The sequence below is a fragment of the Acinetobacter sp. P1(2025) genome (assembly GCF_051390655.1).
In the GTDB taxonomy this organism is placed as follows: domain Bacteria; phylum Pseudomonadota; class Gammaproteobacteria; order Pseudomonadales; family Moraxellaceae; genus Acinetobacter; species Acinetobacter junii.
Genome location: NZ_JBPKBJ010000001.1, coordinates 57,049 through 70,562 on the forward strand (window position 1 = coordinate 57,049; position 13,514 = coordinate 70,562).

10 protein-coding genes are annotated in these 13,514 nt (G+C 39.3%); 3 read left to right on the forward strand and 7 right to left on the reverse strand.

What is annotated here, in order from left to right:
* The first annotated feature begins 78 nt into the window (after window positions 1-78).
* Window positions 79-1,134: an SDR family oxidoreductase gene (locus ACSC97_RS00325; RefSeq protein ID WP_129261994.1), complete on the forward strand. Its 1,056-nt coding sequence runs from the start codon at window positions 79-81 to the stop codon at window positions 1,132-1,134.
* A 51-nt stretch (window positions 1,135-1,185) separates the two neighbouring features.
* Here ACSC97_RS00325 and ligA read toward each other — a convergent pair whose 3' ends face one another.
* The 5 genes from ligA to ACSC97_RS00350 form a co-directional block, all read right to left on the reverse strand.
* The gene (gene ligA, locus ACSC97_RS00330) at window positions 1,186-3,213 is read right to left on the reverse strand and encodes an NAD-dependent DNA ligase LigA (RefSeq protein ID WP_436658592.1); all 2,028 of its coding nucleotides are present in this window, start codon (window positions 3,211-3,213) and stop codon (window positions 1,186-1,188) included.
* Window positions 3,214-3,285: 72 nt separating this feature from the next.
* On the reverse strand, window positions 3,286-4,284 hold the full coding sequence (locus ACSC97_RS00335; protein WP_436658594.1) for a cell division protein ZipA C-terminal FtsZ-binding domain-containing protein: 999 nt from the start codon (window positions 4,282-4,284) through the stop codon (window positions 3,286-3,288).
* A 1-nt stretch (window position 4,285) separates the two neighbouring features.
* Window positions 4,286-7,735 carry a chromosome segregation protein SMC gene (gene smc, locus ACSC97_RS00340; protein ID WP_436658596.1) on the reverse strand — a complete coding sequence of 1,150 codons (3,450 nt, stop codon included), beginning with the start codon at window positions 7,733-7,735 and terminating at the stop codon, window positions 4,286-4,288.
* Between the two features lie 10 nt (window positions 7,736-7,745).
* Window positions 7,746-8,441, reverse strand: coding sequence for a GntR family transcriptional regulator (locus ACSC97_RS00345; RefSeq protein ID WP_004960197.1), 696 nt, complete (start codon window positions 8,439-8,441; stop codon window positions 7,746-7,748).
* Between the two features lie 518 nt (window positions 8,442-8,959).
* Window positions 8,960-9,760, reverse strand: a complete 801-nt coding sequence (locus ACSC97_RS00350) for a sulfite exporter TauE/SafE family protein (protein WP_075696164.1) — start codon at window positions 9,758-9,760, stop codon at window positions 8,960-8,962.
* A 31-nt stretch (window positions 9,761-9,791) separates the two neighbouring features.
* Between ACSC97_RS00350 and ACSC97_RS00355 the strand changes: the two genes are divergently transcribed.
* Together ACSC97_RS00355 and ACSC97_RS00360 are read left to right on the forward strand one after the other, a co-directional pair.
* Window positions 9,792-10,544, forward strand: coding sequence for a biotin--[acetyl-CoA-carboxylase] ligase (locus ACSC97_RS00355; protein WP_171065676.1), 753 nt, complete (start codon window positions 9,792-9,794; stop codon window positions 10,542-10,544).
* A 14-nt stretch (window positions 10,545-10,558) separates the two neighbouring features.
* Window positions 10,559-11,302 (forward strand): pantothenate kinase, encoded by a 744-nt coding sequence (locus ACSC97_RS00360; protein ID WP_125298939.1) that lies wholly within the window; start codon window positions 10,559-10,561, stop codon window positions 11,300-11,302.
* Here the strand turns inward: ACSC97_RS00360 and ACSC97_RS00365 are convergent.
* Together ACSC97_RS00365 and ffh are read right to left on the reverse strand one after the other, a co-directional pair.
* Window positions 11,272-11,859, reverse strand: coding sequence for an RBBP9/YdeN family alpha/beta hydrolase (locus tag ACSC97_RS00365; protein WP_436658600.1), 588 nt, complete (start codon window positions 11,857-11,859; stop codon window positions 11,272-11,274). The genes ACSC97_RS00360 and ACSC97_RS00365 overlap by 31 nt on opposite strands.
* A 172-nt stretch (window positions 11,860-12,031) precedes the next feature.
* Entirely contained in the window at window positions 12,032-13,441 is a 1,410-nt protein-coding gene (gene ffh / locus ACSC97_RS00370; RefSeq protein WP_004914148.1) for a signal recognition particle protein, read from the reverse strand.
* Between the last annotated feature and the right edge of the window lie 73 nt (window positions 13,442-13,514).

Below are 13,514 nucleotides of genomic sequence, written 5' to 3' on the forward strand. Positions count from 1 at the left end.
AAAATGACTGGTCAGCTGTTGTTTGTTTGAGCAAAATTCGCTAAATAACTTCAATCACGAAAATGATTAGGAAAAAAAATGGATAAAAGTAAAGCAATTCTAGTCACGGGTGCCACGGGTTATATTGCAGGCTGGATTATAGAACGCTTACTCAATCAAGGTTATAAAGTTCACGCAACCGTTCGAGACCCCTCAAAAAAAGATAAAATTCAACATCTCTATGACCTCGCTGAAAAATCATCAGGTGAAATTCATTTTTTTAAAGCAGACTTACTTGAAGCACATTCATTTGATGAAGCTATGAAAGGCTGTGAGGTTGTCATTCACACTGCGTCCCCTTTCGTAGTGACCAATTACAAAGATGCCGTAAAAGACATTATTGAACCTGCTGTGAAAGGAACAGAGAATGTACTAGACAGTGTGAACCGCACTGATTCAGTAAAACGAGTTGTTGTGACCTCAAGTATTGCATCAACCTACGGTGATGCAATTGAGATTCAAAATACTGCTCATAATGAATTTGATGAGAGCCACTGGAATAATAGCAGCAGTGAAACTCACCAACCATATCCATATTCAAAAGTGGCTGCCGAACGTAAAGCATGGGAAATGGCTGAACAACAAGATCGCTGGAGCCTTGTTTGTATCAATCCTGCTCTTGTTATGGGTCCATCACTCACTGATGCGAGTCAATCGGGCAGTATTGAAGTATTACAACAGTTTGGTAATGGCACAACCTTATTTGGTGTCCCACCAATGTGGAATGGAATCGTAGATGTTCGAGATGTTGCGGATGCTCACGTTGCAGCTGCCTTAAATACTCAAGCAAAAGGTCGTTATATTATTTGTGGTGGCACACTAAGCTTATTAGAAATGGGCAAAGCTTTAACTCAGAAGTTTGGTTATAAATATCCTTTTCCACACTTTACTGTACCTAAAGCAGCATTCTCATTGGTCGCACCAATATTTGGGCACTCTCGTCAATTCGTAAAACTCAATATGGGATATCCAATTTATTTTAATGCTCAACGTAGCGTAAATGAATTGGGTATCGAATATAGAGACATTCGAGAAAGTGTTTGCGAACATTTCCAACAATTACTTGATGATGGCATTGTAAAAAAACGTGCATAAGCAAAAAACCCGTTCAATGTGACTCACTGAACGGGCTTTTTTATGGATTTATTAGGCGTCGTACTGTGCAAGGAACTCTAAAAACTCTTGCTCGTTCATTACACGGATGTCTAACTTTTGTGCCTTATCAAGCTTGCTGCCTGCTTTCTCACCTGCAACGACACATTTGGTTTTACTTGAAACACTACCACTCACACGCGCACCTAAAGCTTGAAGCCGCTGGGTTGCTTCATCACGCCCCATACTTTCCAATGTGCCAGTCACAACCCAACTTTCACCATTCAAAGGCTGGCGAGTTGGTGCAGTTGGTGCATCCCAATGAATCCCTGCAGCAAGTAAACGCTCCAAGACCTCTAAGTTATGCTCGGCTTGGAAAAAATCTACAATCCATTCTGCCGTAATATCACCTACATCAGGTGTTTTCTTCAAAGCATCAATATCTGCAGCTTTCAAAGCATCGTAGGTCTGGAAAGTATTGGCGAGCATACGTGCCGTAGTTTCACCTACACCACGAATACCTAAAGCATAAATGAAGCGTGCCAATGTGGTTTTCTTACTCGCATCAATTGCATCAATAAGGTTTTGAACTGACTTTTCACCCATTTTTTCAATGCTGAGTAATTTTTCGCGATGTTCATGTAAGTGATAGATATCGGCTACATCTCTGAGTAGATCTAGATGTAATAATGACTCTACCCAACGATCACCTAAGCCCTCAATATCCATAGCCTTGCGTGAAACAAAGTGACGAATCGCCTCAATACGCTGTGCTGCACAATATAAACCACCAGAACAACGAGCTAAAGCCTCACCTTCTGGCATGACGACAGGAGAATCACATACTGGACAATTCGTTGGTAGATAAACAAGCTCAGCATCGGCAGGTCTAAATTCAATCCATACCTTTTCAACTTTTGGAATCACATCACCCGTACGATACACGCTGACGGTATCGCCAACACGTACATCTAAACGATGAATTTCACCAATATTATGTAAAGTTACATTCGAGACAGTAACACCACCAACGAAAACAGGAGCTAAACGAGCAACAGGTGTTAGCGTGCCAGTACGCCCTACTTGCCAGTCAATATTTTCAACCTTGGTCAAAGCCGCTTGCGCTGGGAATTTATAGGCTGTCGCCCAACGTGGCTCTCGACTTAAAAAGCCCAGTTGTTGCTGCTGTTTAAGGTCATCGACTTTGACCACCATCCCATCAATTTCAACTTTGAGATTCGGACGTTCAAGTTGAATTTGCTCATAGCGTTGTTGGACTTCTTCAATCGACTCACAAAGATATTGACGCTCTGCGATCTCAAAGCCAAATTTGGTCAACCAGTGCAAACTGTCATGCATCGTCGTTAAGCCATGATGAGGCTCGCATTGAGCAATACCATAAGCATAAAAAGCCAATGGACGGGATGCTGCGATATTGGGATCAAGCTGTCTTAAACTCCCCGCAGCAGCATTTCGTGGATTAGCAAAGGTCTTTTCACCTTTAGCCTCTTGATCTGCATTAAGCTTTTCAAAACCTGATTTTGGCATCAATACTTCTCCACGCACCTCTAAGAGTTGTGGAATAGCTTGGTGCTGAGAAGATAATATCTTAGGCAAATTACGGATGGTTTTGACATTTTGAGTAATGTCCTCGCCTGTTTCTCCATCACCACGAGTTACGCCTCGAATCAACACACCATTTTCATACCAAAGTGAAATCGCTAAACCATCGAGTTTAAGTTCAACCTCGTATTGAACCTTTTGATTCGGTAGGCGCTCATCAATACGACGTGCAAAGGCAAATAAATCATCCTGATTGAAAACATTACCTAATGAAAGCATCGGCACTGCATGAGTCACACTTTCAAATTTTGATAATGCTTGTCCACCGACTTTATTCGTGGGTGTATCAGCTTGCATAAACTCTGGATACTGTTGTTCTAAAGCTTTAAGTTGATGAAATAAATGGTCATATTCACTGTCGGTGATCGTAGGTTGATCCATCACGTAGTAAGCATGATTATGTTTAGCGATCAATTGAATCAATTGACGCATTTGCTCAATAACTGAGTTTTGTTCCATTTAAATTTCACCATATAAAAGGGCGGAAAACCGCCCTATGTCTTTCATTGCATTTATTACAAAAATTTGATTTTAAACAGTTGTTTGACTTGGTCGATAGTCAATCACATGATGACGCCAATGCTCTTTCAACTGCGGAGAAAACTCGAGGTTATTCTCATCATAAACTTTACCATCAATTTCACGCGCAATTAATCCTGCAATACTAGTCATCATATCGTAGCCAGTAACCGCTTTGCTGTTTGGTAGAGCAAGGAAGAAAGCCAAGCCCTGTACTTGTTCACCTGATAACGTCTCCAAGTCAAAACCTGCTGGACCATTATCTGTAATGCGCAATACTGAAAACATCAAAGCACTTGGTTCATCAGTATTTTCATAGCGGTGGAAACATGACATTTCACCAAAACGCAAACCGTATTTAAGTAATACTTTTAATGCTTTGTCTCCAGAAAGTGCACGGCGCGGGTTTGGATAGACATTTAATGCAATAATTTCTTCAGCAGTTGCTAACGCACTTTCATCATCATAACGTTGTTGCTCATGCAAATGGACATCTAAAATATTACTTTCACCATCAAACTCAGCAATCTCAACAGTCTCAATACTTGGGTTTAACGTGAGTTCAGGCTCAACTTTCGCTTCATCAAGTTTATCGAAAGAATTTACCTGATCCTCCAAAACCTTCTCTTCTGTCTGAGTTGGAGTTGAAAGTACAGCTTCAGTTGCTACAGATGTTTTAACTTCAGCTGATTCAGCAATTTCTTGAACTTTTTCAGGTTCAGATGCTTTTTCAACTACAGTGACTGGTTGAGAAGCAATAACGGGAGCAGCTTCGACTGGATTGGTTTTAAAACTAGGCTCAACACGTTCAACAGCAAGCTCAGGAGTTTCCACCTTCAGAATCTGATCTCTCACATGACGTGGAATCACAGGCTGATTACTTTCAGGATTAATGTGCAAATCTGCTTCTAGTGAAGGCTCAACTGGTTTTGGTTTTCTTAAAATCATTATCAAACCAACGAGCATAATCACAACGGCAATAACAATGCCTATTATTGTATTCATTTCCATATTAGGACTCCGCAACTAACCCGTATTCTTTTGCCTGTTCTAAATCGACAGTCACTAATTTTGATGTACCTGGCTCTGGCATGGTCACTCCCAATAAATCAGTTGCCATTGTCATCGCCAATTTATTATGTGTAATGTAAATGAATTGTACCTGTTCAGAAAGCTCTTTTACCAAATTACAATACCGTTGTACATTCGCATCATCCAATGGCGCATCTACTTCATCTAGAACGCAGAAAGGCGCTGGATTCAATCTAAAGATCGCAAACACCAAAGCTAAAGCCGTGAGTGCTTTTTCTCCGCCTGACAGCAATGCGAGCGAGCTATTACGTTTGCCTGGTGGTCGAGCCATTAATTTGACACCTGACTGCCAGTCATCCTCAAGACTCAAAGTAGCTTCACCGCCGTTAAAAACTTTAGGGAACAATACTTGTAGCTCTTGGTTGACCTGATCAAAGGTGGTCATAAATAGCTTTCGTGTTTCTTGATCAATGCTTTTCATTGCATCTTTTAGTTGGTCAACAGTATTTTGCAAATCTTGCATCTGATGGCTAAGCTCATCAAAACGCTGTGACACCTCTTCGTACTCTTGAGAAGCTGCTAAATTAACTGCGCCAATTTTCTCAAACTGTTGTTGTGCTTTTTCCAGTTTTTGCTGATGCTCTTTAATTTCAATCGACAGATCAGATACAGGTTCGGAATTAAGTTCTTTGAGTTGTTCTAAATAATGTTCACGATCTGACTTAGCTGCCTGCCATGCCAAGCGTTTTTGTTCCAACTGTTCACGCACCTGTTCATCTTTTTGTTGGGCTTGATGGCGTTGCTCTGTCAGTTGTTGCTGCTTTTCTTGTACTTGATTCAATTCAAGCTGCCATTCATTCCAATTTTTTTGCAATTTTTCAGTTTGCTGGAACTGCTCTTGGAATTGTGATTCGAGGTTAGGTAACTCGAGTTGAATTGGATCAACAAATTTCTTTGCCTGTTCTATTTGCTCAATAATTTGTCGATATTGTGTCTTTAAAAAAGAAATATCTTTTTCCAACAACTCAATCTGTTGATTGGCTTGTGAAGTCTGCTGGCGTAATACTTCACGTTGTTGTTGTTGTTGAGTCAACTGTTGTTGTTGCTCATCTAACTGCTCATTTATACTTTCAACCTGAAACTGCAAAGTTTTATAGTTCGGTAATACCGCTTCTAATTTAATTGCTAGTGCATGCAGATCAATTTCTAGATCATCTCGCTGCATCGCATCTTCTTCAAGCTGCAAATCCAATTGTTTTAGTTGATCTGCCAATTGCTGTTGCTGCAATACAAAAGCCTGTGCAGTACTTTGTAATTTAGCAATTTGCACATCGAGTTGTTGTAATTCTTTTTGCTTTTGTTTTTGGCTTTGTTGCTGTTGCTGTAAATGTTGTTGCTGTTGCTGCAAAGTTTGTTGTTGAACAGAAAATTGGTTTTCTATCTCAAGTAATTGTGGCTGCATTTCTGCAAGTTGTTGTTCGATTTCCTCTAAACGCACTTGATGGCTTAGCATGCCCTGTGCACTTTGGCTATCTTCATCATAGTGCAGAGCGATCACCCAATCAGCCCCGACATGATAACCATCAAGCGTCAAAATTGATTGTGCATGAATAAGATTAGACTGATAACTCAATGCTATTGTTAAATCATCTGCAACGGCAACATTTGCCCAGAGCGAAGATTGTGGAGCTTCAATAAAATCATTTAAACGACGCAGTTGTTGTATTTGAATCTTTTGCTGCGTGGATGATTTTAACTGACGTGCCACATCTTCTTGGAATGTTTGTCCACTTTCGATCAACTGTGCTTGTAACCATTTAGCTAAAAATTTCTCAATGATCACAGCATGAGATTTGCCTTGAGTTGTTAAGCGCAAGCTTTGCATCAATCGAACAGCATTTTGATTTTGTTTTGGACTCTGCTTCGCCAGCAATTGATTCAAATTTTTCTGTTCAGCCAATAGAACTTGAATTTCTGTTTTTAAACTCTGTAGATTGGTTTTATCTTGCTGTTGTTGATCCTGCAAAATCTTTGTATTTTGTTGAAATTGCTCTATTTCGGTTTCTAAAATAATGATTTCTTGTTGTAATTGCTGCTGTAATTGTTCTAGTTGCGCTTGCTCATCATACTGAACCTGTGCACGAATCTGATTACTTTGGTTCTGCAAAGTCTGCTTTTGTTGTTCGATTCGTTGCACATTTTTAGCAAGCTGTTCAATTTGTGCCGCCATTTGCAACTTTTTTTGTTGCTGCTGATCAACTTGGGTTTTAATTTGTTCAAATTGTTGTTGTGCTTGTTTTTGTTGCGCCTGAAGATCACTAAAGTGATGTTCGGTCGATTGTGTTTGCTGCTCCAATTCAACTAAGGCTTCACTCTGCTCATCATATTGTGCAGTTAAAGTTTCAACCTGAAGTTCAGAAAGCTGTAATCGTTCTTTAGTTTGAAGTTTTTGTTGTTCAAGCTGAATCAGACTACTACTATTTTGTTGAAATAAGCTTTGCTTTTGCTCCAAAGTCATTTTCAATTCAGCCAGTTTTTTCTCTGCCTGTTGCCATTCATGCTGCAAAGGTGATGATTGCTGAATCAAACGTTGAAATAAAGCACTTGTCGCCTCTAAATCATGCTCAATTGTATGCGACTCTGACCGAACTAATTTAAAGCGTTCGCCAAGCTCGTTCATTTCAACAGTATATTCTTGTTGTAACTTCTGACTTTGATTCGCTTGGAAAGACAGTATTTCGATTTTTAAAGTACGAATCTGAGTTTCTAAGGTTTTATATTGGATGGCGGCTTCGGACTGGCGTTTTAGCGTTCTCAACTGTGATTTTAATTCAGCCGCTATATCTTCCAAACGCGCTAAGTTTTGCTCAGTATGTTCTAAATGCTGCAAAGTCTCACGACGACGTGCTTGATAGCGAGATACGCCAGCAGCTTCTTCAATAAACACTCGCATTTCTTCAGGTTTAGCATCAACCAAACGATTGATCATACCCTGTTCAATGACTGCATAAGAACGTGGTCCTAGACCCGTTCCTAGAAAAATATCGGTAATATCACGACGGCGGCATCGTGTGCCATTCAAGAAATATTCTGATTTACCTTCACGTGTGACCTGACGACGAACAGCAAGCTCATTATATGCATTATATGCGCCACCTAATTTTCCATATGTATTATCGAAACGCAGCTCTACACTGGCAACACCGACAGGTTTACGCTTAGATGTCCCTGTAAAAATAACATCCTGCATACTACCGCCACGCAACTGACGTGCATTGGATTCGCCCATAACCCAACGGATCGCATCAATCACATTCGATTTTCCGCAACCGTTCGGCCCAACTACCGCAGTGCGGTTCGCCTTAAAATGTAAAGTGGTACTATCGGCAAAAGATTTAAAGCCTGAAAGTTTTAAACTGCTTAAACGCATACTGCCCTAACTAACGGCGTGAGCGTCTCGCCCAAGCCAATTCAATCTGTTTCATTCGTGTTAGAGATTCCAACACAAGGTTGCGCAAGTGTCGACAAAAATCTTCCATAAATAAAGCAGCTTGTTGTGATTTTCGGATCAAAATTGCATCAATCACTAACTTAAACAAGGTAAATGATTCTTGTAGTTCTCGACGCGATGTATTTAAGGTTAAAAAATAGCTACGACGTAGTGATGGCAACAATTCCTTATAAAATTGCATCATGTAAGGATTAGCCACCATCTCGTGTTGTTCTGCTAGATATTTAAAAATAGCATCATAGAATTTCTCTATATCACCAGCACGAACAAACTCGACAAGTTGATCCAATAACTCTTGTAGTTGCTCAGCTTCATTTACTCGCCAAGTTTCACTAATACGCTGCACAATATGCCCAAGAACCATCACATTGGTATCAAACAAAGCTTTGACTTGCTGAGCAGACATTTCAGAAACAATCGCCCCACGACGAGGAAAAATCTCGATCAAATATGTACGTTCTAGTAATAACAATGCTTCACGGACAGAGCCACGACTGACATCTAATTCTTTAGCAATGCGCAATTCTTGAATGCGTTCACCCTCGACAAGCTCACCACTAATTATTTGTTCACTAATATATTTTGCAATCTGTTCAGAAAGACTATCCGCCTCTTCGAGATTCATGAGCCCCTCGCTATCTTTGTTATACGCATTTTCCAATGCTGTTTGCGCTTTTTTGTTTTAACTGATCTGACCTTATAAATTCTATATCATTGTCTGACAATTTCATTGCTTTTTAAGCCAATCACTACTTTTAGACACTATTTCACCTTTAAATTTGACTTAATAATCTATTTTTATAATTTAAAGATCAATTATTTAGATACTCTACTAAGCATCAACCGAATATCTGAAACATTTTTTCTAATTGATTTTTTATTGACCTTATTCTCATAAATTTTTATTTATGCAAAATAAGTCTCATTTAAAATTCTAGCATCCTAGTTCGCTTATCCAATGAAAAAGTAGTTACAAGCAAACAACCTTATTGTTCATAACTTAATTTCCAAACGAAGATCACCATCTTTAGGCTAAAAAGTCTTTTCTTTTTAGTCGTTACACGTCAACAAAATGACGTGCACTTTTAGAATAAAACAGCCTATTAAATCAACGTAATAGTAATGATTACATGAAATTAAGAACTAAATTAAACCTTTGTAAATAAAGTAGCTTCCAACAAAAACCAATAATCCTGCAAAACACTTCTTCAGCATCGCTGCTGATAGTCGATGCGCTACCCTAGCGCCAACTTTGGCAGTAATAAAACTCATCACACTGATCCCCAGAAAAGCATATACATGTACATAGCCAATCGTATTGGGAACATCAATTTGTTCTTTTGCACCAAACCACATAAATCCAATCGCACCTGCTAAAGCGATTGGTAAACCACAGGCTGCAGATGTTGCTACAGCTTGTTGCATCACTACACCATGTCGATTGAGATAAGGAACCGTTAAACTCCCGCCCCCAATACCAAAAATCGCGGATGCGATACCAATTCCGCCCCCTGCTGCAAATTGTAGAGGTGCTGAAGGTAAATGCTTATTAGGATCAATCTGTGCATGCGCTCCTCTAAACATTTTATAAGCCATCCAAACCGCAAAAATGCCAATCACTAACTGTAAATGTTGTCCTGACATGAGATCAGCAATTCCCGCCCCAAAAAACGAGCCTAATATCAATCCTGGAGCTAGATTCTTAAATACCGACCATAGCACTGCGCCTTTTTTATGATGCGCCATGACTGAGCTGATTGAGGTAACAACTATGGTTGCAAGTGATGTACCTACAGCTATGTGCATAATGACATTAGGATCATAATTCAGCTGAGTGAATACAATAAATAAAATTGGAACAATTATTAATCCACCACCAACACCAAACAATCCTGCGGTAAATCCAGCAATTGCACCAATGAGCAAATATATGATTAACTCCATGAATACATGACCACTCTACTTGTAAAAAATGATGGATGATTTCGCAACACGCCAGTTACAGCAACTCTTAAATGCAAAGAATCAATATCCAGAAGTGGTGTTATTCAAAACCACAACGACATCTACTAATGATGATATGCGTGAGCTTGCTCAAAAAGGCATGACAACAGGTCTTGTGTGTAGCGCGCAACAAACCAAAGGACGTGGTCAACACCAACGTGAATGGGTTTCCCCTGATGGAAATGTTTATTTAAGCACACTGATTCAAACCAATACAGCACTTGATGGGCGACTTGCACTTGAAGTTGCATTGAATATTTTACAGATCCCATGCTTACGTAACTTATCATTAAACGTCAAATGGCCAAATGATTTATACAGTTCACAAGGGAAATGGGGGGGGATCTTAGTTGAACCACTTTCTGCAAATCAAGCGATTGTCGGTGTAGGTATTAATATCAATACCCCTAATGTGGAAGATGCAGATCAATCAATTACATCGCTACATCATTTAGGACTACAGCAACTTGAACGATTTCAGCTTATTGCTGAATTATATGTTGCGATTCAACAAGCAGCACAATGGTTCGAACATGGTAGCTATAATCTAGCTGAACGATTTAATCATCATGCGATTTGGATCAATGAGTTTGTAGAGTTTGAACATGCACTAGGTAAAACCTATGGTCAGTTCCAAGGCATTTCGAATGATGGTGCCGTTATAATCAAATCAGATCAAACACAACAGTTCTATCAAGGTCGTTTACGTCTTGCATCTAACTAAGGGATCACAATGCGATGAAAAGTTTATGGCTAGATATTGGTAATACTCGTTTAAAATATTGGATTACACAGCAAGATCAAATTATTGAGCATGCTGCTGAATTACATCTCCAATCGCCTGCCGACTTGTTGTTAGGACTTATTCAACATTTTCGTTATCAGAACATTACTCACGTTGGGGTATCTTCTGTTCTCGACAGTGAAAATAATCATCGTATTAAAACAATCCTAGATATTTTAGAAATACCCGTCATTTTTGCCAAAGTACATACTGAATATGCTGGATTACGATGTGGCTACGATGTTCCAAGTCAGTTAGGAATAGACCGATGGTTGCAAGTATTAGCAACCGCTAAACCGAATGAGAGCTATTGTGTCATTGGATGCGGAACGGCTTTAACTATTGATCTTATTGATGGTTTTCAACATCTAGGTGGATATATTTTACCTAATCTGTACTTACAGCGTGACTCTCTGATTCAAAACACTAAGGGTATCAAAATTCCAGATTCTGCCTTTGATAATCTAGATCCAGGACATAACACCGTTGATGCTGTTCATCATGGCATTCTCTTGGGCTTGATTAGCACGATTCACCAAATCATGCAGCAATCGCCAAGAAAGCTCGTACTCACAGGTGGTGATGCCAATTTGTTTGAAAAATTTTTAAAGCATTATCATCCTCAAATCGAATCGGATTTACTTTTAAAAGGCTTAAAACATTATGTTCAGGTCAATTCTGCTGCTACTAATGTTTGAATTACCTTAAATAAATGTTCAAATTCACGATAGCCATCATCCTCACAAAAATGTCCTGCTTGGCTTACTTCAATCAATTGTGCATTAATATAATGTGCAAATTTGAATGTGTATGGCACAGGCACGACAGGATCATTGCTTGAAAAAAACACGATACGTCGAAGGATATTCGTTCGAAGGTATTTGCTTTCGAAACGATTTTCTTGAATAAATTGATTCCATTCTGGATGTTGCGGAATTGTTTCGTTAAAACCTGCTAAAAATAATGCTGCCTTAATAGATGTCCCTTTGAGCTTATCAGCCAGATATCTCGCTGCCGCTAGACAAGATAATCCATGTGCAACCAAAATACTTTGTTGATTAATAGTATTTAATTGAGCCTCTAAGCAAGTTTGCCAAACCTCCGCATCAGGATGATTTGAATCAGCCAGAACAACTCTTTCAGCAGCGATACCAATGTTTTTTAGTTGTTGCTCTAACCAGATATACCAATGCTGTTCTGGATTTGCATTTTCACAATGCAAAATAAAAACCTTATTTTTCACATCTTGTGACATAGTTTACATTTATCAATAAAATCATATATTTAATTTTTATTATCTAATTTTTACTAAACGTTTAGTGTTTAATTTTGTACTATTTTTATACACTAACTTTTTTATACACCAACCATCAGTTAATAAAAAAGGCGCTAATGCGCCTTCTAATAAAAGTATGGGCTTTTATTTATTATTTTTTGGTATCGTTGTTACCAAATAATGGTCCCATACCGCCACCACCACCGAATTGTTTCTGCATATTGCCCAATGATTTCAACATTTTGCTCATACCTGATGGATTCGCAAATTTCTTCATCATCTTCGCCATTTGTGCTTGTTGCTTGATCAATTTATTCACTTCAGCAACATCCATACCACAACCAGCAGCAATACGTTTTTTACGACTTGGATTAATTAAATCAGGATTACGACGTTCTTTAATCGTCATCGACTGAATAATCGCTTCCATACGCTTAACTTGCTTTTCAGGATTAGCTTTTTCAATTGCATCCTGAATGCCCGCATTACTCATACCAGGCAACTTATCCAAGAAGCCCATCATGCCGCCCATTTTACTCATTTGCTCAAATTGCATCAGCATATCTTCAAAGTTGAAGGTACCGCCTTTTTGCAATTTTTTCGCCATTTTTTCGGCTTTTTCTTTGTCGATCTTACGTTCAACTTCTTCGACTAAAGAAAGGACATCACCCATGCCCAAGATACGTTGTGCAACACGATCTGGGTGGAATGGCTCAAGCGCATCTAGTTTCTCACCAATACCCAAGAACTTGATCGGCTTGCCCGTGATCGCACGAACAGAAAGTGCAGCACCACCGCGTGCATCACCATCAGTTTTAGTGAGAATCACACCAGTTAAAGCCAAAGCATCATTAAAAGCTTTTGCTGTATTGGCAGCATCTTGACCTGTCATCGCGTCAACGACGAACAAAGTCTCGGTCGGCTTCACAGCAGCATGTAATTCTTTGATCTCATCCATCATGTCTTCATCGACATGTAGACGACCTGCCGTATCGACAATCAAAACGTCAGCAAATTGAATTTTTGCTTGCTCAATCGCACGATTGACAATATCAATTGGTTTTTCTGACGCTTGTGATGGAATAAAACCAACACCAACTTCATTTGATACTGTTTCTAACTGCTTAATTGCTGCTGGACGATACACGTCGGCAGAAACAGTCATTACTTTTTTCTTTTGGCGCTCTTTGAGGAAACGCGCTAATTTTGCAGCTGTCGTGGTTTTACCAGCACCTTGCAAACCAGCAAGAAGGACCACAACCGGTGGTTTTGCGCTTAAATCAAGAGTCTCATTTGCCTCACCCATCATTTTGGTGAGTTCATCATAGACAATTTTTACAAATGCCTGACCTGGAGAAAGCTGAGTCATTACTTCTTGACCAAGTGCTTCTTCCTTCACCTTCGCGATAAATTCACGAGTTACAGGTAACGCCACATCGGCTTCAAGAAGTGCCATACGTACTTCACGTAAGGTATCTTTAATATTGTCTTCGGTCAGCTGCCCTGAGCCAGTAACATTTCTTAAACTCTGTGTGAGTCGTTCTGTTAAGGTATCAAACATTGCGAAATCCGCTTAAAATGGCTAGTTGCAAAAAAATCTTTCTTAAAATAGAAAATTTATGCATAAGATGCTA

Excerpts from the sequence above, each read along its gene's own strand:
- ACSC97_RS00350 (WP_075696164.1), bottom strand. The coding sequence starts at position 9,760 with ATGGAGTTAATCATATATTTGCTCATTGGTGCAATTGCTGGATTTACC.
- ACSC97_RS00345 (WP_004960197.1), bottom strand. The coding sequence starts at position 8,441 with ATGAATCTCGAAGAGGCGGATAGTCTTTCTGAACAGATTGCAAAATAT.
- ACSC97_RS00335 (WP_436658594.1), bottom strand. The coding sequence starts at position 4,284 with ATGGAAATGAATACAATAATAGGCATTGTTATTGCCGTTGTGATTATG.
- ACSC97_RS00355 (WP_171065676.1), top strand. The coding sequence starts at position 9,792 with ATGGATGATTTCGCAACACGCCAGTTACAGCAACTCTTAAATGCAAAG.
- ACSC97_RS00325 (WP_129261994.1), top strand. The coding sequence starts at position 79 with ATGGATAAAAGTAAAGCAATTCTAGTCACGGGTGCCACGGGTTATATT.
- ffh (WP_004914148.1), bottom strand. The coding sequence starts at position 13,441 with ATGTTTGATACCTTAACAGAACGACTCACACAGAGTTTAAGAAATGTT.
- ACSC97_RS00360 (WP_125298939.1), top strand. The coding sequence starts at position 10,559 with ATGAAAAGTTTATGGCTAGATATTGGTAATACTCGTTTAAAATATTGG.
- smc (WP_436658596.1), bottom strand. The coding sequence starts at position 7,735 with ATGCGTTTAAGCAGTTTAAAACTTTCAGGCTTTAAATCTTTTGCCGAT.
- ACSC97_RS00365 (WP_436658600.1), bottom strand. The coding sequence starts at position 11,859 with ATGTCACAAGATGTGAAAAATAAGGTTTTTATTTTGCATTGTGAAAAT.
- ligA (WP_436658592.1), bottom strand. The coding sequence starts at position 3,213 with ATGGAACAAAACTCAGTTATTGAGCAAATGCGTCAATTGATTCAATTG.